At 65.3% G+C, this 26592-nt stretch carries 24 protein-coding genes and 4 pseudogenes; 19 read left to right on the top strand and 9 right to left on the bottom strand.

Annotation, left to right across the window (positions count from 1 at the left end):
• The first annotated feature begins 192 nt into the window (after window positions 1-192).
• The 8 genes from ACFLEY_RS27590 to ACFLEY_RS27555 all read left to right on the top strand — a co-directional run bounded on the left by ACFLEY_RS27590 (window position 193) and on the right by ACFLEY_RS27555 (window position 8475).
• The gene (locus ACFLEY_RS27590) at window positions 193-1650 is read left to right on the top strand and encodes a hypothetical protein (protein ID WP_028170886.1); all 1458 of its coding nucleotides are present in this window, start codon (window positions 193-195) and stop codon (window positions 1648-1650) included.
• Complete coding sequence (locus ACFLEY_RS27585; RefSeq protein ID WP_211433443.1) at window positions 1647-2546, top strand: UPF0280 family protein; 900 nt, start codon at window positions 1647-1649, stop codon at window positions 2544-2546. The genes ACFLEY_RS27590 and ACFLEY_RS27585 overlap by 4 nt, the downstream gene beginning before the upstream one ends.
• A gap of 27 nt (window positions 2547-2573) precedes the next feature.
• Entirely contained in the window at window positions 2574-3158 is a 585-nt protein-coding gene (locus ACFLEY_RS27580) for an amino acid synthesis family protein (RefSeq protein ID WP_060911558.1), read from the top strand.
• 80 nt (window positions 3159-3238) lie between these two features.
• A complete protein-coding gene (locus tag ACFLEY_RS27575; protein WP_060911559.1) occupies window positions 3239-4441 on the top strand; it encodes an ABC transporter substrate-binding protein in 1203 nt (400 codons plus the stop codon).
• 174 nt (window positions 4442-4615) lie between these two features.
• Window positions 4616-6505 carry an ABC transporter permease gene (locus ACFLEY_RS27570; RefSeq protein ID WP_060911560.1) on the top strand — a complete coding sequence of 630 codons (1890 nt, stop codon included), beginning with the start codon at window positions 4616-4618 and terminating at the stop codon, window positions 6503-6505.
• Window positions 6502-7293, top strand: coding sequence for an ABC transporter ATP-binding protein (locus ACFLEY_RS27565; protein ID WP_028170890.1), 792 nt, complete (start codon window positions 6502-6504; stop codon window positions 7291-7293). Before ACFLEY_RS27570 ends, ACFLEY_RS27565 begins: the two co-directional genes overlap by 4 nt.
• The gene (locus tag ACFLEY_RS27560) at window positions 7290-7994 is read left to right on the top strand and encodes an ABC transporter ATP-binding protein (protein WP_060911561.1); all 705 of its coding nucleotides are present in this window, start codon (window positions 7290-7292) and stop codon (window positions 7992-7994) included. Before ACFLEY_RS27565 ends, ACFLEY_RS27560 begins: the two co-directional genes overlap by 4 nt.
• Before the next feature lie 25 nt (window positions 7995-8019).
• Window positions 8020-8475, top strand: a complete 456-nt coding sequence (locus ACFLEY_RS27555) for a MarR family winged helix-turn-helix transcriptional regulator (protein ID WP_011086610.1) — start codon at window positions 8020-8022, stop codon at window positions 8473-8475.
• 113 nt (window positions 8476-8588) lie between these two features.
• On the opposite strand, the gene ACFLEY_RS27550 is transcribed toward ACFLEY_RS27555, so the two are convergent.
• Complete coding sequence (locus ACFLEY_RS27550) at window positions 8589-9785, bottom strand: amidohydrolase family protein (protein ID WP_060911562.1); 1197 nt, start codon at window positions 9783-9785, stop codon at window positions 8589-8591.
• Between the two features lie 156 nt (window positions 9786-9941).
• Here ACFLEY_RS27550 and ACFLEY_RS27545 point away from each other — a divergent pair, with 156 nt between their 5' ends.
• The 4 genes from ACFLEY_RS27545 to ACFLEY_RS27530 all read left to right on the top strand — a co-directional run bounded on the left by ACFLEY_RS27545 (window position 9942) and on the right by ACFLEY_RS27530 (window position 12860).
• On the top strand, window positions 9942-10715 hold the full coding sequence (locus ACFLEY_RS27545; RefSeq protein WP_011086612.1) for a ferredoxin--NADP reductase: 774 nt from the start codon (window positions 9942-9944) through the stop codon (window positions 10713-10715).
• 106 nt (window positions 10716-10821) lie between these two features.
• Window positions 10822-11148 (top strand): hypothetical protein, encoded by a 327-nt coding sequence (locus tag ACFLEY_RS27540; protein WP_028170891.1) that lies wholly within the window; start codon window positions 10822-10824, stop codon window positions 11146-11148.
• Between the two features lie 109 nt (window positions 11149-11257).
• Window positions 11258-12514 carry a cytochrome P450 gene (locus ACFLEY_RS27535; protein ID WP_060911563.1) on the top strand — a complete coding sequence of 419 codons (1257 nt, stop codon included), beginning with the start codon at window positions 11258-11260 and terminating at the stop codon, window positions 12512-12514.
• Between the two features lie 112 nt (window positions 12515-12626).
• Entirely contained in the window at window positions 12627-12860 is a 234-nt protein-coding gene (locus tag ACFLEY_RS27530; RefSeq protein ID WP_028170893.1) for a hypothetical protein, read from the top strand.
• Window positions 12861-12881: 21 nt separating this feature from the next.
• Here the strand turns inward: ACFLEY_RS27530 and ACFLEY_RS27525 are convergent, their stop codons facing one another.
• From ACFLEY_RS27525 to ACFLEY_RS27510, 4 genes are all read right to left on the bottom strand, one after another.
• Window positions 12882-14135, bottom strand: coding sequence for a DUF763 domain-containing protein (locus ACFLEY_RS27525; protein ID WP_396604259.1), 1254 nt, complete (start codon window positions 14133-14135; stop codon window positions 12882-12884).
• A 153-nt stretch (window positions 14136-14288) separates the two neighbouring features.
• Complete coding sequence (locus tag ACFLEY_RS27520) at window positions 14289-15212, bottom strand: PepSY domain-containing protein (protein WP_060911565.1); 924 nt, start codon at window positions 15210-15212, stop codon at window positions 14289-14291.
• 180 nt (window positions 15213-15392) lie between these two features.
• Window positions 15393-16196: an ABC transporter substrate-binding protein gene (locus ACFLEY_RS27515; RefSeq protein ID WP_060911566.1), complete on the bottom strand. Its 804-nt coding sequence runs from the start codon at window positions 16194-16196 to the stop codon at window positions 15393-15395.
• A gap of 14 nt (window positions 16197-16210) precedes the next feature.
• Complete coding sequence (locus ACFLEY_RS27510; protein WP_211433441.1) at window positions 16211-17188, bottom strand: tripartite tricarboxylate transporter substrate binding protein; 978 nt, start codon at window positions 17186-17188, stop codon at window positions 16211-16213.
• Between the two features lie 108 nt (window positions 17189-17296).
• On the opposite strand from ACFLEY_RS27510, the gene ACFLEY_RS27505 reads away from it, so the two are divergent.
• The 3 genes and pseudogenes from ACFLEY_RS27505 to ACFLEY_RS27495 form a co-directional block, all read left to right on the top strand.
• Window positions 17297-18001 carry a TetR/AcrR family transcriptional regulator gene (locus ACFLEY_RS27505; protein ID WP_028170897.1) on the top strand — a complete coding sequence of 235 codons (705 nt, stop codon included), beginning with the start codon at window positions 17297-17299 and terminating at the stop codon, window positions 17999-18001.
• A gap of 29 nt (window positions 18002-18030) precedes the next feature.
• Complete coding sequence (locus ACFLEY_RS27500; protein ID WP_060911567.1) at window positions 18031-18915, top strand: amidohydrolase; 885 nt, start codon at window positions 18031-18033, stop codon at window positions 18913-18915.
• Window positions 18912-19607 (top strand): annotated as a pseudogene (locus ACFLEY_RS27495) (cation:dicarboxylate symporter family transporter); the annotation flags it as partial. The gene ACFLEY_RS27500 and the pseudogene ACFLEY_RS27495, both read left to right, overlap by 4 nt.
• Before the next feature lie 113 nt (window positions 19608-19720).
• Here the strand turns inward: ACFLEY_RS27495 and ACFLEY_RS27490 are convergent.
• Window positions 19721-20193 (bottom strand): annotated as a pseudogene (locus tag ACFLEY_RS27490) (cation:dicarboxylate symporter family transporter); the annotation flags it as partial.
• An 88-nt stretch (window positions 20194-20281) separates the two neighbouring features.
• Between ACFLEY_RS27490 and ACFLEY_RS27485 the strand changes: the two are divergent.
• The 4 genes and pseudogenes from ACFLEY_RS27485 (at window position 20282) to ACFLEY_RS27470 (ending at window position 23491) form a co-directional block, all read left to right on the top strand.
• Window positions 20282-20995, top strand: a complete 714-nt coding sequence (locus ACFLEY_RS27485; protein ID WP_011086622.1) for a PIG-L deacetylase family protein — start codon at window positions 20282-20284, stop codon at window positions 20993-20995.
• Window positions 20992-21674: pseudogene (locus ACFLEY_RS27480) on the top strand (4-carboxy-4-hydroxy-2-oxoadipate aldolase/oxaloacetate decarboxylase). The gene ACFLEY_RS27485 and the pseudogene ACFLEY_RS27480 overlap by 4 nt, the downstream one beginning before the upstream one ends.
• 27 nt (window positions 21675-21701) lie before the next feature.
• Window positions 21702-22571 carry a hypothetical protein gene (locus ACFLEY_RS27475; RefSeq protein WP_060911569.1) on the top strand — a complete coding sequence of 290 codons (870 nt, stop codon included), beginning with the start codon at window positions 21702-21704 and terminating at the stop codon, window positions 22569-22571.
• A complete protein-coding gene (locus ACFLEY_RS27470; protein ID WP_171901337.1) occupies window positions 22568-23491 on the top strand; it encodes a DUF1932 domain-containing protein in 924 nt (307 codons plus the stop codon). Before ACFLEY_RS27475 ends, ACFLEY_RS27470 begins: the two co-directional genes overlap by 4 nt.
• Before the next feature lie 18 nt (window positions 23492-23509).
• Here the strand turns inward: ACFLEY_RS27470 and ACFLEY_RS27465 are convergent, their stop codons facing one another.
• The 3 genes and pseudogenes from ACFLEY_RS27465 to ACFLEY_RS27455 all read right to left on the bottom strand — a co-directional run bounded on the left by ACFLEY_RS27465 (window position 23510) and on the right by ACFLEY_RS27455 (window position 26510).
• Complete coding sequence (locus ACFLEY_RS27465; protein WP_060913046.1) at window positions 23510-23815, bottom strand: hypothetical protein; 306 nt, start codon at window positions 23813-23815, stop codon at window positions 23510-23512.
• A gap of 175 nt (window positions 23816-23990) precedes the next feature.
• Entirely contained in the window at window positions 23991-25196 is a 1206-nt protein-coding gene (locus tag ACFLEY_RS27460; RefSeq protein WP_211433440.1) for an amidohydrolase family protein, read from the bottom strand.
• Between the two features lie 79 nt (window positions 25197-25275).
• A pseudogene (locus ACFLEY_RS27455) lies at window positions 25276-26510 on the bottom strand (amidohydrolase family protein).
• Window positions 26511-26592 lie beyond the last annotated feature (82 nt).

The following is a 26592-nucleotide window of genomic DNA, read 5'->3' as shown; positions in this document are numbered from 1 at the left end:
TTTGTACACAAACGTGCAAGCGGCCATGCCGCAGTGCAGCGCGACTGCCCGCTTTGTGGACAAAGGCGGCAGGCAAATGAGGTTTTATTCGGCAGCGCATCTTTTCGCGCGCGCCGCCGCTTGACAGCTATCGGGACCGCGCGCAACATCGTTCGTATACGAATGATAACCGCAGTGTCCGCTGGCTTGCACATGGTGACTGAAACGACGAGCGCCGCCACCGACAAGATCCGCTGCGATGCCTGTCCGGTGATGTGCTACATCAAGCCGGGCGCGGCGGGCGCCTGCGATCGCTATGCCAATCACGACGGCAAGCTCGTTCGCGTCGATCCGCACGTGATCCTGGAGCGCACCGTTTCGCATGGCGGCAAGCTTGTGCCGTTCAGCCGCACGGAAGACTGGGACGGCAAGATCGTCCACGAACCCTCGACCTTCGTCACCGCGATCGGTGCGGGCACGACCTATCCGGACTACAAGCCGGCACCGTTCATCGTCTCTGCGGAAGTCGACGGCGTCGACATGGTGACCGTCGTCACCGAGGGAATCTTCTCCTATTGCGGCATCAAGGTGAAGGTCGACACCGACCGCTATCTGGGCCCGGAGACCGCGACCGTGCGCGCGCAGGGCGAGGCGGTCGGCCACGTCACCACCAGCGAATACGGCTCGCAGATGCTGTCGCTCGGCGGGGTGCATCATCTCACCGGCGGCTCCAAGAAGGAGGGCCGCGTCACCTGCGATACGCTGATGGACCTCGCCAATTGCAAGGCGGTCGAGCTCACCATCGACGGCGGCGCCACGGTGGTGGTGCAGGCCGGCCAGCCGCCGATCGTCAACGGCGCGAAAGAAGAGCGCATGCGCGTCGGCTGCGGCTCGGCGACGATCGGCATGTTCGCCAAGCAATGGCATGGCAAGGTCGACGAGGTCGTGGTCGTCGATGACCACATCACCGGCGTGCTCTCAGAGCACCAGGCCGGCAAGCTGCTCGACATCGCCGACACCGGCATCAAGATGAAGGGCCGGCGCTCGACGCCCGGCCGCTATTTCCAGGTCGCCGATCCCGGCACGGGGTGGGGCGGCACCAACATTTCCGATCCGCTCGCGATCCTCGGACCGTTCGATGCGAAGGAGGCCAAGCCAGGCCTCTCCATGCTGATGGTTTCCACGACGGGTGAGCATTCGTCCTATTACGTGCTCGACGAGGCCTTGAAGCCGGTCGAGACCGAGATGCCGGCCGATTTGAAGTTCTCGGTCGAGCGCATTCAGGAGAATTGCGAGCCGGCGCTGTGCACCGTGCTGTTCATGGCCGGTGCGGGCGGCTCGCTGCGCGCGGGCGTCACCGACAATCCGGTGCGGCTGACGCGCTCGGTGAAGGACGCGCTGACACGCGTCACGAGCGGCGGCGCACCGGTCTATGTCTGGCCCGGCGGCGGCATCACTTACATGGTCGACGTGACGCAGATGCCTTCAGGCGCGTTCGGCTATGTGCCGACGCCGGCGCTGGTCGCGCCGATCGAGTTCACGATGAAGCTGTCCGACTACGCCGCGCTCGGTGGACACATGGATTACGTCAAGCCGCTCTCGGAAGTACAGAACGGCGAGGATGTCCGCCAGTTGCCCTGGCAGAACCCGATTCCAGGGCCCCGGGCATGACACGGCTCCCGCAAATCGCATTGCTGTCTGATGGTCGGCGGCTGCATTTGCAGGATGGGCCGATTGATCTGATCGTCGAAGCGAGGGGGGGCGCGGGCGAGGTGCGTGCGGCCTATGACGCCGCAGCGCGCCGCTTCACCGGACTGCTCGATGAGCTCTGCGTGGAGCTGACGGAGCTGCGCAAGGCAGCGGAACCCGGAGCGTGCCCACTGAAGGGCGCCGTTGCGCGCCGCATGTATGCCGCCGTTGCGCCCTATGCCCCCGATTGCTTCATCACGCCGATGGCCGCGGTGGCGGGCAGCGTGGCCGAGGAGATTCTGGGCGCAATGCTGAACGCGGCGTCGCTCGACCAGGCCTATGTCAACAATGGCGGCGACATCGCGCTGCATCTTGCGCGAGGCGAACATTTTTCGGTCGGCCTGATGGACCGGCCCGATCGCGACGGCGTGATGCGGAGAATAAAGGTCGATGCTGATGATCCCGTGCGGGGGATCGCGACCAGCGGGCGCCACGGCCGCAGCTTTTCGCTCGGCATTGCCGACGCCGTGACGGTGCTGGCGGCAACGGCCGCGCAGGCCGATGCGGCGGCCACGATCATCGCCAACGCCGTCGATCTGCCCGCGCATCCCGCCATCGTCCGGCAGCCCGCGAACGAGCTTCAGCCCGACAGCGATCTCGGCGCGCGTCTGGTCACCCGCAACGTCGGCGAATTGTCGCCGGCCGAGATTTCGGCCGCGCTGGAATCTGGCGCGGAATGTGCACGGCAATTGTTCGATCGCGGATTGATCGAGGGTGCCGTGTTGCAGCTCAGTGGTGATATGCTCGTCATCGGAACAAAAGATATTGAACGGCAACGATCGCGCCCGTCTGTGCTGGAGAACGCGGTTCATGCCTGAGCAGGGAAGAGCCCAAGGGAAACAATCATGAGCGCGATCATCCGCAAGATCGTCACGGTCGTCGAAGAGACGCAAATGGAGATGGGCCGCCAGGTCTCGCCGCCGACCCGGCGCGCCGCGGCCATCGCCGTGATCGAAAATCCCTTTGCCGGACAATATGTCGAGGATCTCGCGCTGCTGATCGCGATCGGCGAGGAGCTCGGCGAACTGCTGTCGAAGCGCGCAGTCGCGGCGCTCGGGATCGACGGGGCGAAGGTGCAGAGCTACGGCAAGGCGGCGGCCGTCGGTGAGAACGGCGAACTGGAGCATGCGGCAGCGATCCTTCACCCGAAGATGGGCGCGCCGGTGCGGAAGGTTCTGAGCAAGGGCGCAGCGCTGATCCCTTCGTCGAAGAAGCGCAGCGGCCCCGGCACGACGCTCGATATCCCCCTGGGTCACAAGGATGCGGCCTTCGTGCGCAGCCACTTCGACGGCATGGAAGTACAGATCAACGACGCGCCGCGCGCCAACGAGATCATGGTCGCGGTCGCCGTTACCGACAGCGGCCGTCCGCTGCCGCGTGTCGGCGGGCTGACGGTTGCGGAGATCAAGGGCGAGGACGGTCTGAGATAGAGTTTGAACCGGGGAGGCGGGCACTGCTTCCCCGACAAGATCACGCTGAAGACGTAGAGAGTTCAAAACTGGAGGTTGGGATGCGAGCGAGAAACTATTCTGTGGGCGCGGCCTTCGCGCTTCTGGCCGGCGGCATGGCTCATTCGGCGGTGGCACAGGACATCAAGATCGGCGAGATCAACAGCTACTCGCTGCTGCCGGCCTTCACCGAGCCCTATCGCAAGGGCTGGCAGCTCGCCGTGGAAGAGATCAACGCGGCCGGCGGCATCAACGGCAAGAAGCTCGTCGTCGTCTCCAAGGACGACGGCGGCAAGCCGGCGGATGCGCAGACTGCGGCCAACGAGCTGGTGTCGAGCGAGGGCGTCGCGATGCTCACGGGCACCTTCCTGTCGAACATCGGCCTGGCCGTCAGCGACTTCGCCAACCAGAAGAAGGTGTTTTTCCTCGCGGCCGAGCCGCTGACGGACGCCGTGACCTGGTCGAAGGGCAACAAGTACACCTTCCGCCTGCGGCCCTCGAACTACATGCAGGCCGCGATGCTGGTGGAAGCAGCCAGCAAGCTGCCGGCAAAGCGCTGGGCGACGATCGCGCCGAACTATGAGTACGGCCAGTCGGCGGTTGCCGTGTTCAAGAAGCTGATGTCGGAGAAGCGTCCCGACATCCAGTGGGTGGACGAGCAGTGGCCGCCGCAGGGCAAGATCGATGCGGGGCCGGTGGTTCAGGCGGTTGCCGCGGCCAATCCCGAGGCGATCCTCAACGTCACCTTCGGCGCCGACCTCGTGAAGCTCGTGCGCGAAGGCAACACCCGCGGCCTGTTCAAGGGGCGCGAGGTCGTGTCCTTCCTGACCGGCGAGCCCGAATATCTCGATCCGCTCAAGGACGAGACGCCGGAGGGCTGGATCGTCACCGGCTATCCCTGGTACTCGATCAAGACGCCCGAGCATGATGCGTTCCTGAAGGCCTACCAGGCCAAGTACAACGATTATCCGCGTCTCGGCTCGATCGTCGGCTACCAGACCATCAAGTCGGCCGCCGCGATCCTGGCAAAGGCCGGCTCGACCGATCCGGAGAAGCTGATTGCCGCAGCCGAGGGCCTGTCGATGCCGTCGCCGTTCGGCGAGATCACCTTCCGCAAGATCGACCACCAGTCGACCCTCGGCGCTTACGTTGGCAAGACCGCGCTGAAGGAGGGCAAGGGCGTGATGGTGGACTCTTCTTACAAGAAGGGCGCGGACTATCTGCCCAGCGATGCCGAAGTCGAGAAGCTGCGTCCGAAGGACTGATCTCTTTCTTCTCCCTCGCCCCGCTTGCGGGGAGAGGGGCGGGGTGAGGGGGAGCCTCCGCGAGGGAGGTAACCATCGAGCTTGCGGAGACTCACCCTCACCCGAATTGCTCCGCAATTCGACCTCTCCCCGCAAGCGGGGAGAGGTGAAGCAACACCTGAACCCGGACCGCCGATGGCCTTTTATGTCGTACAGTTTCTGACCGGTCTCGCCAGCGCAGCGTCGCTGTTCCTGGTGGCCTCGGGCCTGTCGATCATCTTTGGCGTGACGCGGATCGTGAATTTCGCGCATGGCGCCTTCTACATGATCGGCGCCTACATCGCCTTCACGCTCACCGAGCGGCTTTCGGGCGCGTTCGGTTTCTGGGGCAGTATCGTCGCGGCCGCGCTGGCCGTGGCGCTGATCGGCGTCATCGTCGAGATGGTGCTGCTCCGCCGCATCTATCACGCGCCCGAATTATTCCAGCTGCTCGCGACCTTCGGTCTGACCCTGATGGTCGAGGACCTCGTCGTGCTGATCTGGGGGCCCGACGATCTCGTCGGCCGCCGCGCGCCGGGCTTCAAGGGCGCGATCGATTTCTTCGGCCAGAACATCCCGAGCTATGACCTGTTCCTGATCGGGCTCGGCCCGGTCGTGCTCGGCATTCTCTGGCTGCTGTTCCAGCGCACGCGCTGGGGCGTGCTGGTGCGCGCGGCAACGCAGGACCGCGACATGGTCGCGGCTCTCGGCGTCAATCAGAAATGGTTGTTCACGTCGGTGTTCGCGGTCGGCGTCTTCCTCGCAGCGCTCGGCGGCGCGCTCCAGATCCCGCGCGATGCCGTGCATCACGCGATGGATCTGCGCATCATCGTCGAGGTCTTCGTCGTGGTCGTGATCGGCGGTCTCGGCAGCATCGTCGGCGCCTTCGTCGCGGCGGTGCTGGTCTCCGAGCTCAACGCCTTCGGCATCCTGATCTTCCCGAAGATCTCCATCATCCTGGTCTTCCTGGTGATGGCGGTGGTGCTGATCGTCCGCCCCTGGGGCCTGTTCGGCAAGCCGGAGGCGGCCGCGCGCAGGACGCCGGGTCTCACCGTCAATCCCTGGCGCCCGCTGTCGTCGAACGAGCGGCTGGCCGCGCTGGCAACGCTCGTCATTGCCGCAACGCTGCCGCTGTTCGCCGGCAACTACGCGCTGACCGTCGGCTCGGAGATCGCGATCTTCGTGATCTTCGCCGTCAGCCTGCACTTCCTGATGTCGGTCGGGGGACTCGCGTCTTTCGGCCACGCCGCCTATTTCGGCCTCGGCGCCTACGGCATCGCCTTCCTCGCCAAGATGGCCGGACTGCCGATGATCGTCTGCCTGTTGCTCGGGCCGCTGCTCGGCTGCATGGGCGCCGCGGTGTTCGGCTTCTTCGCCGTGCAGCTCTCCGGCGTCTACTTTGCGATGCTGACACTCGCCTTTGCGCAGATCGTCTGGTCGATCGCGTTCCAATGGGTGAGCGTCACCGGCGGCGACAACGGCATTCTGGGCGTCTGGCCGGAAAAATGGGCGGCGAGCCCGTCGCACTTCTATTGGCTGGCGCTCGGCGTCGCGGCGCTCGTCACGGTCGCGCTGCGGGCCATGGTGTTCTCGCCGTTCGGCTACGCGCTGCGGGCCACGCGCGACTCGCTCCTGCGCAGCGAAGCGATCGGTATCAACGCCAAGCGCATCCAGTGGACCGCCTTCGTGATCGCGGGCACGACCGCCGGCATCGGCGGCGCGCTGTTCGCCTATCTCAAGGGCAGCGTCTTCCCGGACAATCTCGGCATCTCGCTTTCGGTCGACGCGCTGGTCATGGTGCTGCTCGGCGGCGTCGAGACGGTGTCGGGCGCGGTGATCGGCGCCATCGTCTACAAGGCGCTCAACATCTGGCTGGTCAGCCAGACCGACCTGTCGAAGCTCGTGCTCGGCGGCTTCATCGTGCTGATCGTCGTCGTCTTTCCCAAGGGCATCGTCGGCATGCTGGAGATGCTGGCGCAGCGTCGCAGGAAGACATCGCCGCCGGGATCTCCCTTGCTTGCCAAGCCGATCGAGTCCGCCGAATGAGCGTCGCACCCCCACTTCTCGCGGTCGAAGGCCTGACCAAATCCTATGGCGGCATCCATGCCGTGCGCGGCGTCTCGTTCTCGCTGCGTGCCGGCGAGATCCTGGCGCTGATCGGCCCGAACGGCGCCGGCAAGAGCACCTGCTTCGACATGCTCAACGGCCAGAACAAGCCGGATTCCGGCCAGGTCCGCCTGCTTGGCGAAGAAACCACCGGCAAGAAGCCGCGCGAGATCTGGCGGCTCGGGGTGGGGCGTACCTTCCAGATCACCGCGACGTTCGCTACCATGACGGTGCGCGAGAACGTGCAGGTTGCGCTGATCTCGCACGGGAAGCAGCTGTTCAATCTCTGGGGCTCGGCGCCGAAGTTCGATCGTGGCGAAGCCGGCCGCTTGCTCGAGCTCGTCGGCATGAGCGGCTATGCGGATCGTCCCTGCGGCGAGCTCGCCTATGGCGACCTCAAGCGGCTCGAGCTTGCGGTCGCGCTCGCCAACCAGCCGAAACTCTTGCTGATGGACGAGCCGACCGCCGGCATGGCGCCGCGCGAGCGCGTCGATCTGATGCGGCTGACGGCTCAAATCGCGCGGGAGAAATCGATCGGCGTGCTCTTCACCGAGCACGACATGGACGTGGTGTTCGAGCACGCCGACCGCATCATCGTGCTCAACCGCGGCACGCTGATCGCCGAGGGCTCGCCCGCCGAGGTGCGCGGCAACCCGCAGGTGCAGGCGGTCTATCTCGGCGAGGGGCTCGTCTACGATGCCCGCCATCGCGACGGAGCCTCGGCATGAAACTCACGGTGCAGGACCTCAACAGCCATTACGGCCCGGCGCATATCCTGTTCGACATCGGATTCGAGGTCGGCGAGGGCGAGGTGGTGGCGCTGCTGGGCCGCAACGGCGCCGGCAAGTCGACGACGTTCCGCTCGATCGTCGGCCTCGTGGCGCAGCGCTCGGGCCGCATCCTGTTCGAGGGCAAGGACGTGTCGGTGCGGCCGACGCACGAGATCGTGCGCGAGGGGCTCGGCTACGTGCCGGAGGAGCGGCGAATCTTCACCGATCTGACGGTGGAGGAGAATCTCGAAGTCGGCCGGCAGCCGAAGCGCCCGAACGCGCCCTACTGGACGCGCGACAAGTTGTTCACGCTGTTTCCGAACCTCGGCGAGATGAAGAACCGCCCGGGCGGCCGCATGAGCGGCGGCGAGCAGCAGATGCTCACCATCGCGCGCACGCTGATGGGCAACCCGTCGCTGGTGCTGCTCGACGAGCCGTCGGAAGGCCTGTCGCCGAAGATCGTGGAACAGATGGTCGATGCCATCCTGACCATGAAGAAGGAGGGCGTCAGCATCGTCGTCTCCGAGCAGAATCTGCACTTCGCGCGGTTGATTTCCGATCGCGCTTATATCATCGAGCGCGGCCGCATCTGCTTCGGCGGCACCATGGCCGAGCTCGACGCGCGTCCGGACATCCGCGACGCGCATCTGTCGTTGTGACGGCAAAGGGAAGGTCGGGGAGCGGATGGCGAGAAGCGTTGCGGCGAAGAAGAGCGTCAAACCGGCAAAACCGCCTTACGTGCTCGACGAGCAGGTCGGCTTCATCCTGCGCCAGGTCTGGCAGCGCCACAGCTCGATCTTCTCCCGCGATATCGGGACCAATCTGACGCCGACGCAATGGGCGGCGCTGTCAAAGCTCGCCGAGACCGGGCCGTGCTCGCAGAACCAGCTGGGACGGCTGACCGCGATGGACGTCGCGACCATCAAGGGCGTGATCGACCGCCTGACGGCGCGCGGCCTGACTGAAACCAGCCAGGATCCCGAGGACGGACGGCGCCTGCTGGTGAGCCTGACGCGTGCCGGTCAGCAGCTAGCCGAGAAACTGGCGCCGAATGCGCTCGCCATCACCCGCGAGACGCTGGCGCCGCTCGACGCCAAGGAGCGCGAGATGCTGATGGCGCTGTTGAGCAAGTTGCGGTGAAATTGGCTGTCATTCCGGGGCACGCGCGCCGCGCGTGAACCCGGAATCCGGAGATTGTTGCTCGAGATTCCGGGGTCGCGCTCTCGCGCGCCCCGGAATGACGGCAAGTGCCGTCACTTCGCCACCACTTCCGGCACCCGGCCAGCGGGCGGGGTGTTGCGGCTGCGCTGGGTGCGGACGATGCCGTCGATGATGGTCATGCCGATGCCGGGGAGGTCGCCGAGCTGGACGCTCTCCAGGATGTTCTTGCCCGGCGAGTGCTGCGCCTTGTCCATGATGACGAAATCCGCGGCACGGCCGACCTCGATCAGGCCGCAATCGAGCTGCCGCATCCGCGCGGTGTTGCCGGTGGCGAGGCAGAAGGCGATCTCGGCCGGCAGCTCGCCGATCGAGGACAGCATCGAGACCATGCGCAAGATGCCGAGCGGCTGCACGCCGGAGCCGGCCGGCCCGTCGGTGCCGAGGATGACGCGGTGCAGGTCGCCCATTTCGCGCGCGATGCGCAGCGTATAGAGCGCCGAGCGCTCGTTGCCGTTATGAACGATCTCGAGCCCGCGCTTGCAGCCCTCGCAGATGCAGCGGATCTGGTCGTCGGGAAGGGCGGTGTGGCCGCCATTGATGTGGCCGACCACGTCGGTGTCGGCCTCCAGCACCACGTCCTTGTCGATCAGGCCGGAGCCGGGGATCGAGGGGCCGCCGGTGTGGATGGTGCTCTGGATGCCGTATTTGCGCGCCCAACCCACCATCTTGCGCGCAGTGGGTCCGTCCTTGACGCCACCGAGGCCGACTTCGCCAAGCAGCTTGACGCCGGCGGCGGCCAATTCCTTGAAGTCTTCTTCGACCATCTCGCATTCGATGACCGGCGCACCGGCATGAACCTTCACGCCGCCCGGACGCAACGTCCAGAACGCGCGCTGGGCGAAGATCGCCATCGCCTTCAGCCCCACCACGTCGCGGGGGCGGCCCGGCATGTGCACTTCGCCTGCCGAGATCATGGTGGTGATGCCGCCATGGAGGGAGCTGTCGATCCAGTTGATCTGGTTCTGGCGCGGCGTCCAGTCGCCGGCGACGGGGTGGACATGGCTGTCGATCAGGCCGGGGGTCACCGTGGTGCCGTTGGCATCGACGATGGTGGTCGCGCCTTCCGTGTCGAGATCCTTGTAGCGGCCGATCGCGGTGATCTTGCCGTTCTCGGCGACGATGGTGTCGCCGTCCAGGATCGGCTTTTCCAGCGCGCCCGACAGGATCAGGCCGATATTGCGGATCACGAGCTTCGAGGGCCCGGCGGCCTGGGGTGCGTCATGCGCCATGGAAGGGGTCCTTTTCCTTAACTGCAACGCTGCCGATCTTGGGCAGCCTTGACCAAGGGATCAAGCCGGATTATTCATTAGTACACGAATGATCGTGTACAAACGACGCATAGCTGACCGCCTCGGAACCGCAACGTAGCGACACGGAAGGGTGAGATGAGCAATTTCAACCAGGAAAGCGTTTTGAGCGTCCACCATTGGACCGACACGCTGTTCTCCTTCAAGACCACCCGCAGCCCGACCTTCCGCTTCCGCAACGGTGAATTCACCATGATCGGGCTCAAGGTCGGCGAGAAGCCGCTGCTGCGGGCCTACAGCGTCGCCAGCGCCAATTACGAGGACACGCTGGAGTTCTTCTCGATCAAGGTGCCGGACGGCCCGCTGACCTCGCGGCTCCAGCACCTGAAGGAAGGCGACGAGATCATCGTCAGCCGCAAGGCCACCGGCACGCTGGTGATCGACAATCTGGAAGAGGGCCGCAACCTCTATTTGATCGGCACCGGCACGGGCCTCGCTCCGTTCCTGAGCGTGATCAAGGACCCCGAGACCTACGAGCGCTTCGAGAAGGTGGTGCTGCTGCACGGTTGCCGCCACGTCAAGGAACTCGCCTATGGCGAGATGATCACCGAGCATCTGCCGAAAGATGAGCTGCTCGGCGAGTACATCCAGAGCCAGCTTATCTACTACCCGACGGTGACCCGCGATCCCTTCCGCAACCGCGGCCGCATCACCGACCTCATCACCTCGGGCAAGCTGTTCAGCGATATCGGCCTGCCGGCGCTGGAGGCCGCGCACGACCGCGTCATGATCTGCGGCAGCCCGGCGCTGGTCGCGGACACCCGCGTGCTCCTGGGCGAGCGCGGCTTCATCGAGGGCAATCACGGCGAACCGGCCCAGTTCGTGGTCGAAAAGGCTTTCGCCGAGCGCTAGACGCGGAATTCTTGCGCAATAAGACCGTATTTTCGCCGCGCGGCGCCCGTTGCGGCGCCGATTCGGCGCGCGATACACTGTGGGAACGAATCAGCGGAGTTCCCACATGGTTGCGGACAGCGACAGCAACATCGCCTGGCACCGGGTTCAGTTGAAGAAGAACCGCGCCGAGTTGAAGGCGCTCGAGACGGCGCGCTTCACGATGGGCGAGATCGCCTCGTCGAAGCGGAACGGCCAGACCCAGAAGGCGGTTGCAGAACTGAAGCGCAAGATCGCGCAGTCGGAACGCGCGATCGCCGATTACGACAAGCGCACGCGCCGTCCGCTTACCACCGACCTGCAAAGCCTCAGCAGCGGCAGCTGGAGCCATTGGGACGCCTACACCAACCAGCAGCAACGCAAGACCGGGCCGCGCTCGCCGGGCCGCGGATAGGCTCTGGTCGCGAGCATCGCGCTGGCGCAGCCAGCACCGGTTCCGGCCCTTGCACGTGGGTCCGCGCGCACCATCTGGTTGAGACGCCACCAACCAATCCGGTGATCCCATGGCACCGCGCCTCGATTTCACCAGCGAGGCCTTCTTTCGCGATCCGCCCGCGGCGATCGCGGCGCTGCGCGCCTCGGGCCCCGTGGTTGCGACGCGATTTCCTCTCGTCGGCGATGTCTGGATCACCACGACCCATGACGCCACCGCTGAGGTCCTGAAGGACGGCACCACCTTCACGCTGCGCAAGGAGGACGGCAAAGTTGCCGGCCTGCGCTGGTGGATGCCGAAGCTCGTCACCACCATCGCCAACAACATGCTGACCATGGACGAGCCCGATCACACGCGGCTGCGCAGCATCGTGGACGAGGCATTTCGCCGCCGCGCGATCGTGGCGATGGAGCCACGCATTCGCGCCATCGCCGACGGTTTGGCGAACGACCTGTTTGCCGATGGCAGCCCGGCCGACCTCGTCCAGTGTTACGCCCGCATCCTGCCGGTGTCGGTGATCTGCGAGCTGCTGGGCCTGCCCGCGGCCGATCGCCCGAGATTCATCGCCTGGGCCAACAAGATGTCGTCGCTGACGAATGTCGTCAGCTTCTTCCGCCTGCTGTTCGCGTTCCGCAAGATGCGCGCCTACCTCGAACGGCAGTTGCAGATCGCGCGCGTGCGGGGCGGCGAGGGCCTGATCGCCGAGCTGGTCCAGGTCGAGCGCGAGGGCGGCCAGATCACGCCGGACGAAATGGTGTCGATGGTGTTCCTGCTGCTCGCGGCAGGCTCGGAGACCACCACGCATCTGATCAGCGGTTCGGTCTACGAGCTGCTCAGGAATCCGGGCTTGCGCGACTGGCTGGAGGAGGATTGGAGCCGCATCTCGCTCGCCGTCGAGGAATTCCTGCGCTTCGTCTCGCCCGTGCAGTTTTCCAAACCGCGCTATCTGCGGCGGGATGTCGAGCTTGCGGGCGTACGGCTGAAGAAGGGCGACCGTGTCATGGTCATGCTTGCCGCCGCCAATATGGACCCGGCGGTGCACGATCGCCCGGAGCGGCTCGACCTTACGCGCAAGCCGAACCGCCACATGTCGTTCGGAACGGGAATTCATTTCTGTCTCGGCCACCAGCTTGCGCGGATCGAGGCGACTTGCGCGTTGCAGGCGCTGCTTGCGCGATGGCCGAAACTCGAGCTCGCCGTGGACCCCGCGCAAATCCACTGGCGCAAGCGGCCGGGTATGCGTGCGATCACGCGATTGCCTGTCGTTGCCGGCGGGAACCGCAGGCCGAGCCGTGGTGCCGCCGCCGAGCCGTTGCTCGCGGACTGACGCAGCGCACGCCGTGCCGGGAACAATGGCGCGCATCATCTTGCGTGGAGTGCGAAACAATCTCCGTCGCGCAGGCGTTGCCCCAATGCACGCAGCAGCAAGGGAGCAGTCCATGCCCAACGGCGGCAAGACGCATATCGGATCAGGCGCGCGCGGCAAGGGCGCGGGGACTGGCGCACTCACGGACATCGCAAAGGACAAGGTCGGCGACAACATGATCCTGTCGAACCGCGACAAGGCGCAACATTCCGACATTCGCGGCATGGACGGAAAGTTCATCCAGACGGAGCAGTACCAGGATCATTCGGCCAACCGGCTGCTCGACGACGAGGAGGCTGAAGACTAGGCGAGGGCCGGAGCGGCAGCTTCAGGAGCCGGCCGATTTCTTCGGAGCGACGAGATCGCGCTCCCAGCCGAATACGGAGCGGCCGTCGAGCTCGGGAGAGGCCGCGCGCTCGCCGGCGATGTAAGCCTCGACCGACGGTCCACGCGCGGTCCGCTCCAGCCGTCGCGCCTGGTCGTCGAGACGCCTGAGCGCCTGCATCTCTTCCTCGCGTCCGAGTTTTGCGTTCTGGATCGCGCCTTTCAGTACGCGGATGGTCTCGTCATAGACCTTGATCGGGACGGGGTAGGGGTGCCGGTCCTTGCCGCCATGAGCGAGCGAGAAACGGGCGGGATCGTTGAAGCGATAGGGGGCGCCGTGCACGACCTCGGCCACCATCGCCAGCGAACGCACCGTGCGGGCGCCGACGCCGGGCGTCAGCAACAGCTCCGGGAAGTCGACGGGGCCACGCTCGGCGGCCGCAGCCAGCGTGCCGTGCAGCCGCCGCGCGAACACGTCCTTGGGCCTGACATCGTGATGCGCGGGCATGATCAGATGCGGCAGCATCGCCTGCGCCGGTTCGGGTGCGGCTCCGGTGAGCCGCTCGAATTCGGCGACGATGCGACCGGGACCGAGATCGCCGAGGAGTTCGAGCTGCGCGCTGCGCGAGATATCGGCGCGGTGGTCGGTGAGATTGACGATCTCGCCTTGCTGCGGCCCGTCGATCGCGCTGTGCGGCGCGTCGACGAAACTCTTCAAGGTCTCGGAATGCCAGTGATAGCGGCGGGCCTGCCGCTTGTCGCCGTTCATGCCCTGCTGCACCACCGTCCACGTGCCGTCGGCCGTGACGAAGAAGCCGTGGAGATAGAGGTCGAAGCCGTCCTGCACGGCCGCGCTGTCGACCTTCGCGACCAGCCGGCTGGCGCGGGTGAGCTTTACGCCGTCGAAGCCGACGCGCTCGCCGAGCTGCAACAGCTCGTCCGGCGTCTTGCGCGAATGCTGGCCTCGGCCACCGCAAACATAGATCCCGAGTTCGTCCTGCAGCGGGCCGAGCCCGCGCTTCAGCGCGCCGATCACGGAGGTGGTGATCCCCGAGGAGTGCCAGTCCATCCCCATTACGGCACCGAACGACTGGAACCAGAACGGATGCGACAGCCGCTGGAGAAATGCATCGCGGCCGTAATGATGCACGATCGCCTGCGTGACGATCGCGCCAAGCGAGGCCATGCGGCTCGCAAGCCACGGCGGAACCCGTCCGGTGTGGAGAGGAAGATCGGCGCTGCCGGTACGTCTGGTCATGGGTGCGGCAGACTAGCGCGATCCGGCGACCGTTGCACGAGGGGAATGCTGCATTGTGCTGCGCGACGAGGGAGACGTGACCATCCCTCTCCACAAGATGCGGGACGCTCAGCCGGGCCGGTATGCGCAGTTGAATGCGTACGCGTTCTCCGATTAGGCGGCCTTGGCAACGGTTGCGCCAGGTTGCTTGTTCGATCGCGCTCGCGGCTTGCGCAGCTTCCGCCGCGCCCAGATCAGGAGGCCCGTTGAGAGCAGCGTTAGCAGTGCGATCGACGTCACGACGTTCAGAGGCGAAGCGATCAGGGCCGACCAGTTTCCCTCATGGATCAGGCGCGGCCAGTTGCGCGGCAGCGGTGTGACGCCCGATGAATTGACGGCATAGGCGCGCAGCTCCCCGTCCTCATAGATCCGCGCCATCATGCGACCGCCGCGCGCGCCGATCGAGATCACATGCGACAGCTCGTGCGAATCTGCGACCATGCGAACAGCGTCGGGCAAGGCAACGGGACGTCCGCCGCCGGCTGGAGCGGCGCCGCTCTGGAACGTCAGGCCGAACGCCATGCACAGGCCGGTCAGCGGGCTCAGCAGGATCAGCGGCAACGTAAACCATGCGGTGCCCTTGTGCCATCCGGACAGCGAATTGCGCAGGCGCGGCAGTCCCATGAGGAGGCCGAGCACCATCAGGGACACCATGGCGATGGTCGAGCTTGTCACCAGCCACGCCTGGCCGAGCAGCCGTTCATGCGTGACGCGGGCCCACAGGAATCGATCAGGGAGGCTGGAGCCCGCGGCAGCGGGCTCGCCCGTTGCGAGATCGATCGCCGAGGTGCCGGCGCCTTGCAGCGTCATGCGCTGGCTCGCGGCATTGACCGAAAGCCCGCGCGCCTTGCTATCCGGATCATACCGTTTCACCAGCTCGACGATGCGCCCGGCGTCGATCGCCGGACCACTGATGCCACTGACTTGCACCAGCGGCTCGAAGGACAGAATCAGTCCGGTGGCGATGATCGCGAGCAGGGGCAGCGCGAAGACCAGCGTGATCCATCGATGCAGTGTCAACAATAGAGGTTTGTTCATTCTCGGTCTCCGGCGATCTCACGCTTTCGTCGCCCAACGCAGCCCCGAAGACCAATGACGCTTTGTCCATGTTGCTGCGTTGATTTGCAGCAAACGGAGTAAGCGATGTTGGCGAATGCCAATCGCTTGCACCTGGGCGGAGAGCGTCTGGCGGTCCGCGGAGCGGGCGGAGAATTGAGTCTACTTGCGCGTCGCCTCGGTCGCGCCGCGCAGGCCGGCCTGCTGCTGGATCGTGTCCAGCGCGCCGGAGGACTGCTCTTCCGTCACGAAGCGATTGAGCATGGGAAGCGCGTCCTCGCGTCCCCGGGGGATCGCGATGGCCATGTGCTCCAGCCCCCAATTGCCGTCGAGGATTTTCGCGCCCGGCATCTGGTCGGACATCTCGAACAGCGTCGGCTTGTTGGTGGCGTAAAGGTCGATCTCGCCGCGCCCGAACATGCCGATGGCGGCCTTGACGCTTTCGGCGGGAACGATGGTCGCGTTCTTGAACTTCGCCGGCAGCGTTCGCTCGGAGGTCGAGCCTTTGGTGACGCCGATCTTCACGCCGGGCTTGTCGATATCCTCGACCTTGCCGACCGGCGAGTTCGCCGGAGCGAGATAGCCGAGCTCGATCGCCAGCACGGGCTGGCTGAAGCTGACCTCGCTGGCACGGGCCGGAGTGGCATTGGTCACGGTGAAATCGACCCGGTCGTCGTGAATCGCGGTGACGATGTCGGCGACGCGCTCGAACCTGACATAGTCGACGCCGACGCCGAGCCGTTTTGCAAGCTCGCCGCCGAGATCGTAGGCGAGGCCGTGCGGCTTGCCGGCCGCATCTGTTACCATCGAGGTCGGGCTGCCCGGATAGATGCCGACCCGCAAGGTGCCGCTCGGCGCCAGGAGCTTTGCTTCGCCGTCGGCCTTCGCGAACGAGCCGGAGAGGCCGACGGTTGCAAACGCGAGCAGGGCGGCGAGCGCACCGTGCCTCCAGGAAGATATCCTCATCAGACGATCCCGCCTTACTGCGCGCGGATGTTGGCGGCCTTCAGCACCGGCTCCCATTTGGTCGCCTCGGCGTGCATGTAGGCATCAAAGTCCTTGGCGGAGGAGCCGACCGGAGCTGCGCCGATCTTGCCGAGCGTCGACAGCACGCTGGGGTCTTGCAGCGCGGCCTTGAGGTCGGTCTCGAGCTTGGACACGATCTCCGGCGGCATTTTTGCCGGGCCCAGCACGCCCCACCAGACCGAGACGTCGTAGCCTGGCACGCCAGCCTCGGCGATGGTCGGAACATCCGGCAGCGCCTTGGAGCGTTCGGCTGATGTCACCGCGAGTGCGCGCACCGGGCCGCCTTCGAGCTGGCCGATCGCCTCTGCAAGCGGATTGATGCTGAGCGGGATCTCGCCGGCGATGACGGCGGTCAGTGCCGGCGCGCCGCCCTTGTAGGGGATCGCGACGATCTTGGTGCCGGACATGTATTTGAGCAGCTCGCCGGCAAGATGCGCGGACGTGCTGTTGCCGGACATGCCGTAGGAGAGCTTGTCCGGCTCCTTCTTGGCAGCGGCCAGGAGATCGCCGAGCGTCTTGTAGGGGCTGTCCTTCGCCACCACGATTGCGAGTGGAGAAGAGGCCACTTCGGTGATCGCAGTGAAATCCTTGAACGTGTCATAGGGCACGCTCGGGTAGATGAACTGGTTGAGCGGATGGCCGCTCGCGACCAGGATCAGCGTGTAGCCGTCCGGCGCGGCCTGCGTCAGCGCCTGCGAGGCGACGATGCCGCCGGCGCCGGGACGGTTGTCGATCACCGGCTGCTGGCCCCAGGTCTTGGCCAGCGCCTGGCCGAGCGTGCGCGCGAGTACGTCGACCGCGCCCCCGGCCGCGTAGGGCACCAGGATGTGGACCGGCTTGCTCGGATAATTCTCAGCCTGCGCAGCGTTCGCCGCCAGCAGCAAGCCCGCACCGACCACGAGCCGACCAATTGTTGTGTTCAAACCCAGCATTTTCCCAGCACTCCATTCGCCCCTGCTGCGGTCTTCCGAACCGCCCGGGGACGTCTCGCATCGTTGTTGTTGACGAGACCTGATCTTTTGTACGATAGTACAAATAACATGGTACGCAAGCCCACCAGCAAGGAAACGGCCCGCAAGCCGAACATGCGCGAGGCGATCCTCGCCGCGGCCGAGGAGCTGTTCGCCACCAACGGCTTCAATGCTGTGTCCGTGCGCGACATCGCACAGGCCGCCGGCGCCAATCCCGGCAGCGTGACCTATCATTTCAAGACCAAGGACGGCCTGCTGCTGGAGATCTACCGGCGCCATTGCGGGCCGATGAATCTCCGCCGCTCCGAGCTGCTCGCCGCCGCCAGGCGCGTGCGCGATCTCCAGGACCGGCTGGAGGCGATCGTGCGGGCCTATGTGGTGCCGGCCTTCACCTCGGGCAGCGATCTTGCCGGTGGTGGGGCGCGCTTTACGCGGCTGCGCGCCGTGATGTCGGCGGAAGGCAACGAGGTTGCGCGAAAAATCATCGCGCAGACCTTTGACGACACCAGCCACGCCTTCATCGACGCGGTCCACGAGAGCCTGCCGCACATTCCGCGCACGGACATCGTATGGCGCAGCCATTTCCTGCTCGGTGCACTGTATTATTCGCTGGTGACGCCGGACCGCGTCTCACGCCTGTCGCGTGGCGAGGCCGACGGCAGCGACGCGGCCAGCGCCATCGAGCAACTGGTGCAAGCCACCGTCGCCGCGTTCCAGGCACCGCCGCTCGACCAGCCGGCGCGCCGGCGGGCTGTGGCCAGCAGCAAGACTTGAAGAAGCGGTCACGCTCGGCGGTTCACCTGATGACGATGATGTACACGCCGACCATTCCGCCGCCCGATCCGAACACGCGCACGCCGAAGTTCAAGCTGCCGAAACTGTCGTGCGACGCGCATTGCCACATCTTCGGGCCCGGCGCGAAATATCCCTATGCGCGCGATCGTTCCTACACGCCGCCGGACGCACCGCTGGAGGATTTCCGTGCGCTGCACGCCAAGCTCGGGGTGGAGCGGGCGGTCATCGTCAATGCGAGCGTGCACGGGACCGACAACACGGTCGCGCTCGATGCGATCGCAGAGAGCAATGGCGCCTACCGTGCGGTCGCCAATATCGACGACACCATCACCGAACGTGGACTTCGCGTGCTGCACGACGGCGGCTTCCGCGGCTGCCGCTTCAATTTCGTCCGCCATCTCGGCGGCGTTCCCGACAAGCGCGTGTTCGACCGCATCGTTGCGATGGTCGCGCCGCTCGGCTGGCACATCGACCTGCATTTCGACGCGATCGACCTGCCTGAATATGCCGACATGCTGACGAAGCTGCCGCTGAGCTACACCATCGACCATATGGGGCGGGTGAAGGCGTCGGACGGGCTCGACCAGCTTCCGTTCAGGATTCTGATCGAGCTGATGCAGCGCGACGAGAAATGCTGGGTCAAGATCTGCGGCTCCGAGCGTGTGTCCTCGGCCGGCCCGCCCTTCACTGACGCCGTGCCGTTTGCGCGCAAGATCGTCGAGACTGCGGTTGACCGTGTCATCTGGGGCACGGACTGGCCGCATCCCAACGTCAAGGTGATGCCGAATGACGGCGACCTCGTCGATTTGATCCCGCTGTTCGCGCCGGAGCCGGAGTTCCAGCAGAAGATCCTCGTCGACAACCCCGCGCGCCTGTTCGAGTTCGACCAATGACGGCGCTGGCGATCGACAAGCCGCGCGGCCGCGCCTGGTGGAAGGAGCTCTGGATCCAGGTTCTCATCGCCATGGCGGCCGGCATCGCGCTTGGGATCGTAAGCCCCGACGCGGGCGCCAAGATGCAGCCGCTTGGGGATGCCTTCATCAAGGCGATCCGGATGCTGATCGCGCCGATCATCTTCTGCACCGTCGTGCACGGCATCGCCCATATGGCCGACATGGCGCGCGTCGGGCGCGTCGCGGTGAAGGCGATCGTCTATTTCGAGATCATGACCACGATCGCGCTGATTATCGGGCTCGTCGCGGTGAACCTGCTCAGGCCTGGCGTCGGCATGAACATCGATCCCGCCAGCATCAATGCCAGCGCGATCGAGCCCTATGTCAAGCAGACGAGCGTCATCGGCTTCGTGCCGTTCCTGATGAACATCGTCCCCGCCACGTTCATTGGCGCGTTTGCCGAGGGCAACATCCTCCAGGTGCTGTTCATCTCCGTTCTGTGCGGCTTTGCATTGGTGCAGCTCGGCGAGCGCGCCGCGCCGCTGGTGCATCTGATCGACCTCGCCGCCAAGATGGTGTTCGCCGTCGTCGGCTTCGTGATGTGGGCGGCGCCGATCGGGCATTCGGCGCCATTGCCTTCACGGTCGGCAAGTTCGGCCGTCGGCTCACTGGCCTCGCTCGGTAAGCTGCTGGGCGGCTTCTATCTCACTTGCGTCATCTTCATCATCGTGGCGCTCGGTCCCGTGGCGCGGCTGTGCGGCTTCTCGCTCGATGCAGATCAGCAGCTCTTCCCAGATGTAACGGATCAGCTTGAGCCAGCACGACGAAGGCCGCGCCTGCAATGCCCGCCGCGCCCTTGGAGGTCACGAGCAGGATCAGCACCGTCGAGCACGCGCCGCAGGCGCTCGCCGTCGAGCGCGCCTTCCCATTTGGCAATCGCGATGGTCGCAACCGCGTTCCCGATCAAATTGGTCGGCGTCAGCCCCTGCGACATCAGGCGGTGGATGCCGAGCACCAGCGCGACGCTCGTCACCGGAATGGTGCCGGTCGCCGACAGCGTCGCCGCCATCTCGACGGCACCTGCCTTTACCTCGCCGCGGCCTCGGTGTTCCTGGCGCAGGCGACCAACACGCCGTTCGGGCTCGCCGAGCAGGTCGAGCTGCTGTGATTGAAGGAATAACCGGTCGGGATCACGAGGCCAACCACGCTCTTCTCGCAGCCCGCCTTCTCCAGCTTGGTCAGCATCCGCGGAAGCACGGTCTCGGACGAGGTCGTGGCGAAGCGGCCATCACGGCCTGATGAATTGGCTGCCTGCACGAGGCGGGCGGCCTATGATGCCTACGAACGAAAGAGGGGAGTTTGTCCCATGAAAACAGGTCTCGTCGTCACCGCCCATCCGGGCGATTTCGTCTGGCGCGCCGGCGGCGCCATCGCGCTGCATGCGAAAAAGGGCTATCGCATGAAGATCGTCTGCATGTCCTTCGGCGAACGCGGCGAGAGCCAGTTTGCCTGGAAGGAGAAGGGCGCGACGCTGGAATCGGTCAAGGCCGGCCGCAAGGACGAGGCGGAGCGGGCGGCCAAGCTGCTCGGTGCCGAGATCGAGTTCTTCGACTGCGGCGACTATCCGCTGAAGCTGACGGAAGCGCATTTCGACCGCATGGTCGACATCTACCGCGAACTCAATCCGAGCTTCGTGCTGACGCATGCGCTGGAAGACCCCTATAATTTTGACCATCCGAACGCCGCGCATTTCGCGCAGGAGACCCGCGTGGTCGCGCAGGCGATGGGCCACAAGCCCGGCGCGCAGTACAAATATTCGGCTCCGCCGGTGTTCCTGTTCGAGCCGCACCAGCCGGAGCAGTGCAACTACAAGCCGGACCTGCTCCTCAAGATCGATGAGGTCTGGAAGGAGAAGTACGAGGCGTTCCAGATCCTGGCCGCACAGAAGCATCTCTGGGGCTATTACGAGCGCGTTGCGCTCAACCGCGGCATCCAGGGCAGCCGCAACACCGGCGTGCCGATGACCTATGGCGAGGCCTATCAGCGTCTGTTCCCGACGGTTGCGGAGGAGCTCGCATGAAGTCCGTCGTCGTTCGCAGCATCAAGCGTGCCGATCCCGCCGGAATGGCAGAGTACGGCGTCTCGACCGTGCACGAGGCCTATGGCCGCATCGGCCTGATGAAGCCGTATCTGCGGCCGGTCTGGGCAGGTGCGTCGATTGCCGGCGCGGCCGTCACCGTGCTGGCGCAGCCCGGCGACAACTGGATGATCCATGTCGCGGTCGAGCAGTGCAGGAAAGGCGACATCCTCGTCGTCGGCTGCACCACCGACAACACCGATGGCATGTTCGGCGAGCTGCTCGCGACCTCGCTCCAGGGCGTGGCGTGCAGGGGCTGATCATCGATGCCGGCTGCCGTGACGTCAAAGCGCTGCACGAGATGAAGTTTCCGGTGTGGTCGCGCGCGGTCTCGGCCAAGGGCACGGTCAAGGCTACGCTCGGCTCGGTCAACGTCCCCGTGGTCTGCGCCGGCGTCAACGTCGATCCCGGCGACATCATCGTCGCCGATGACGACGGCGTGGTGGTGGTGCCGAAGCGCTATGCTGCCGAGGTCGCCGTAAAGGCGAACAAGCGCAACGCGGACGAAGGCGGCAAGCGCAAGCGGCTGGCCTCGGGCGAACTCGGTCTCGACATGTACAGCATGCGCGAGGCGCTGGCGAAGGCCGGTCTTGTCTATGTCGACAATCCCGAGGACGTCTGAGCGAAATAAGGGAAGCGGAGCGGGCGGATGGATCGTCTCAAGCTGAAGGCCGTGCTCGGCAGTCACCCCCATGTGCAGGCGGTGAGGAGCGGCGAGCTGCGCTCCGACCTGTTCGACCTCGACTTCATCGAGTACACGCCGATCAACACCGCGTTCAAGCCGATGGTGCGCGAGCAGGCGTTCGATGTCTGCGAGATGGCGATCGTCACCTATCTGATGGCGAAGGCCCACGGCAAGCCGCTGGTGCTGCTGCCGGCGACCATGCTCGGCCGTTTCCAGCATTCCTATGCGCTGTATAATCCCTCGCATGGGACGCTCGGGCCGTCCGATCTCGAAGGCAAGCGCGTCGGCATCCGCTCCTTCACGACGACGACGGGCGCCTGGATCAGGGGCATCCTCGCCAACGATTACGGCGTCGATCTCGACAACATTCGCTGGGTGACGTTCGAGGATCCGCATGTCGCCGAATATGTCGACACCACCGAGCGCGCGCCGAAGGACAAGAAGATCCTGCAGATGCTGCTCGACGGCGAACTCGATGCCGTCCTCGGCGAGACCTCCAACGATCCCAGGCTGAAGCCGCTGTTCCCGGATCCTGCGACAGAAGCCGCCACATGGTACGCCCGCCGCGGTGTCGTGCCGGTCAATCATCTCGTGGTCGTGACCGAACAGCTTGCGAAATCGCGGCCTGATGTGGTCGCGGGCGTCTATGATCTCCTCAAGCGGAACAAGGCGCACGTGGGACCCGCCGCAACGCCGGACCTCGTCCCGTTCGGGATCGAAGCCAACAGGAAGCCGCTCGAATTGATCGTCGACTATGCATTCCAGCAGGCGTTGATCCCGCGCCGCTATGCGGTCGAGGAGCTGTTCGACGAGACGACACGAGGATTGAACTGATGTCGGATCCGAGACGATGGCAGATCGGGCTGGTCGGCTATGGCGAGGTCGGCCGGATATTGGCCGAGGATTTGCGCCAGCAGGACATCAAGGTTGCCGCCTATGACATCAAGCTCGGGGGCGAGCAGGATACTGCGCTGAAACAGCATGCGGCGAAATTCGGCGTTGGCCTTGCGGCGTCTCACGCCGAGCTGACCGCGAAATCCGATTTCATCATCTCTGCGGTCACGGCAAGCCAGGCCGTTCCTGTCGCAAAGGCCTGCGCCGCCGCGATCAATCAGGGCACCTGGTTCCTCGATTTCAACTCGGCCTCGCCCGGCGCCAAGCAGCGCGCCGCGGTGCTGATCGACGGTGCTGCCGGGCGCTATGTCGAGGGTGCGGTGATGACTTCGGTGCCGCCGTATCGCATCAAGGTGCCGCTGCTGCTCGGCGGCCCCGGTGCCAGGGAGCTGGAGCCGCTGCTGAACGCGATCGGCTTTGCGGCGAAGGTCGCGAGCGACAAGCTCGGCGTGTCCTCCGCGGTGAAGATGTGCCGCAGCATCATGATCAAGGGCCTCGAGGCCATGGTCATCGAAAGCTTCACCACCGCGCGCGCCTATGGCGTGGAGGATGCCGTGCTGGCCTCGCTCGCAGAAACGTTTCCCGCCATCAATTGGGAGACGCAGGGCGCCTATTTCTTCCAGCGCGTGATCGAGCATGGCCGCCGGCGTGCCGAGGAGGTGCGCGAAGTTGCCGAGACGGTGCGCGAAGCGGGACTGACGCCGTGGTCGGCGCAGGGCACGGCCGAGCGGCAGGCCTGGGTGGCCGATCTCGCCGATGAAGGGCTGTTCGGCACCAGGGGCACCGGGGAGTTTGCCCGCAGCGCCGACTGGCGCATCGAGGCCGACCGGATCCTCGCGAAGATCAATCGCGCGAAGTAGGGCGACGCCAGCCCAGGACTATGCCGCGCCAACGCCCATGAGCTCGTCGCGGGTGCGTTCGATCAATGCCATCAGACTTTCGGCCTTGCGGACCAGCCGATCACTCGCGGCTTCGGTCCGGAATTCCGCGCGGATCGCCCGAATGCACTTGTCGGCCGTGTCGAGCGCCATAAGCGCACGTGTCAGGTCATCCTGAGTCTGGACATCAGCGAGATCGAGGTCCGACAGGACGTGCCCGATGCCGTCGAGCCGCTTCACGGCGACCTCGCTGGGTGTTCTTGCTCGAACGGAATGAATGTCGATGCTGCTGAATGCGCTGAACATGTCCATGCTTCCCCGTTGAATGCAGACTTCAGTGCAGGCCCTACTATGACCGGCACCGCGGGACTTGCAATGCGCGCACCTATCGGGAATCGGAGAGAATCTACTATCCGGGATTCTACCGTATTCGGAATTCTGGAAAGCTTGGCGGTAAAATCGAACGGAAAGCGGCCGGTCGTCAGCAGGATTTCCCTACTATCCTGCCGTTCGCGGCGACGAGCCTGCCGTCCTTGTAGACGGAGCGCCCTTGCGGCACCGCGACGACGGCCTCGGGAACGTGTTCTGCATTCAGCGCCACGAAATCGGCCTTCGCGCCGATTCGCAGGCCATAGCCTTCGAGCCGGAGCGCCTTTGCGCCTGATGCGGTGACGACGTCGAATGCGGCGCGCAGTTTCTCGTCGATGTTGAAGCCGGAACGGTAGCCGAGCGTCGTGGCCCGGCGCAGCATGTCGCCGTCGCCATAAGGCCACCAGGAATCGCGGATGTTGTCGTTGCCGCTGAAGACGGTCACGCCGGCATTGCGCAAGGCGAGGATCTGCGGAAACGGCCGCGCGCCCGGCGCGTTGGTCATGATCGCGACGCCTGAGCGGGCGAGGATGTCGGCGACCTTCTTGAGGTAATCCGCGGGGATGTCGCCGAGCCCGTAGGCGTGGCTGACTGCAACGCGCCCCTCCATGCCGAGCGCGCGCGTGCGTGCCGCAATCTGCTCGATCTCGAAGGCGCCCAATGTGCCCACGTCGTGCAGATGGATGTCAATGTCGACGCCCTTCTTATTGGCGACGCCGAACACGACGTCGAGATGCTTTTCAACGTCGCGATCGAAGCTCGCGGGATCGAGCCCGCCGACGAGGTTGGCGCCAAGCTCGATGGCCTCGTCGAGCAGTTGCGCGGTGCCCGGGCTCGACAGGATGCCGCTCTGGGGAAAGGCGACGAGCTGGATTTCGATCAGGCCTTTGTATTCCGCGCGCACACCCAGGATCGTTTCGAGCGATTTCAAGCCGACCGAGCCGTCGACCATGACGTGGCTGCGCATCTGCGTGGTGCCGTGTCCGATGCAGAGATCGAGCTGGTTGCGCGCGCGCACGTCCATCGGCGCGGCCTCGGCCATGTTCTGCGCCTGGAAGGCGACGCGTTCGTGCACGTTGAATCCGTCGGTGCACGGCTTGTGCGGCCGCCAGGCGTCGCCATAGAAACTGGTGTCGAGATGAATGTGGCCTTCGACGAAGCCGGGAACGACGAGGGCATCTTTGAGGTCGATCGTCTCGGCACCGGCGGGTGGCTGGTCAACGGACGTGATTGCGGCGATGCGTCCGTCCTTGACCGCGACGTGATGGCGGGTGCCGCCGTCGAAGCGTGCGTTGAGGAAGAGTGTGTCGAAGGCCATCCGGTTCCTCCGTTGGATGATCTGCGGAGTGTTGCGCGGGCCGCGGGGCGGGCGCAAGGCACGGCAAGGCGAGGGCTGCTCAGCGTCCGGGGCTGAACAGAGTGGGCCGCTGCCGCGCAAAAGTCTGCCGGCCAGCCTTGAAGCCCATCATGACATCAGGAAGCTCGGCGATGGCGAAGCGGCTGTCTTGCGTGTCGAGCACGATGAGATCGGCGGGATTGCCGACCTTGAATCGCCGAGGTTCATCAGCCGTGCCGGTAGTTCGGTCACGAGATCGAGGCAGATGTCGAAGTCGCTGACCGAGGCGTGGGCGACGTTGGCTTAGAAATTCGCCATCCGCAGCAGCGAGGCGTCGCCGAACGGCGTGAACGGATTGAGCACGTTGTTGGTCGCGACCGAGCACAACACCCCGTCTCCAGCGAGCTTGTGGGCGAGCGTCAGTCCGCGCGGCGCGTTGTGGGTGGCCTCGCGCCCCATCAAATAGAGATCGGTCGCGGGCAGCACGGTGACGGCAACGCCGGCTTTCGCCAGTTGCGCGGTGGCAGCTTTCAGCGGCTCCGGCGGCAACGCGGAGAGTTTCGTGGCATGACCGATCGCCACGCGTCCCCCGTAGTTGCGCCGCTCGGTTTGCCGGCACACCTCGTCGAGGTGCCACCAGGATGGGTCGAGGTCGAAATCGAGATGGAGATCGACGTCGACGTCGAATTCCTGCGCGAGATTGAAGATGCGCTCGAGGTGAGCATTCGGGTCGGTGTCCATATAGGGACAGCCGCCGATGGTCTCGCCGCCGTCGCGCAGCGCCTGGATCAGCAGGTCCTCAGCTCCGGGGTCGTTGGTCAGGCCCTCCTGCGGAAAGACGCAGAGCGACAGGTCGATCGCCCAGGCATAGTCGCGCTTGAGCGCCTTGACAGCTTCGAAGCCACGCAAGCCGATACGCGGGTCGATCTCGACATGCGTGCGCATGCGCGTCGTGCCGTGCACGATCGCGCGCTCGAGCACGCGGGCACCGCGCGCATAGACGTCCTCGACCGTAAAGTCCTTTTTCATCCCGGCAACGGCACGGATCGCCTCCGAGACGCTGCCGTGATTGTGCCCGCAGCGGCCGAGCAGGCAGGCCTTGTCGAGGTGGATGTGGGTGTCGACGAAGCCGGGGAGGGCGAGGTGTCCGCCGACATCGACCTCGACGGCCTCGCAGGTCAGCCCTGGCTCGATCGCGGCGATGCGGCCGCCCTTCACGCCGATATCGACGGGTGCGGCGGATGATCGCAACAGCGCGTTCCGGATGATCAGGTCGAAGGCGGTCTGACTGGTCATGGCACTTGCGGGCGGAATTTAGAGCAATCAGCCGAGATTGGCGGCTCCAGATTGTCGGCAGTCTAGCGAAGGAAATGTTCAA

The organism is Bradyrhizobium sp. YCK136 (assembly GCF_044570075.1).
Classification (GTDB): domain Bacteria; phylum Pseudomonadota; class Alphaproteobacteria; order Rhizobiales; family Xanthobacteraceae; genus Bradyrhizobium; species Bradyrhizobium diazoefficiens.
The sequence above is the reverse complement of the archived record's forward strand: the minus strand, read 5'-3'. Positions and strand labels throughout refer to the sequence as shown.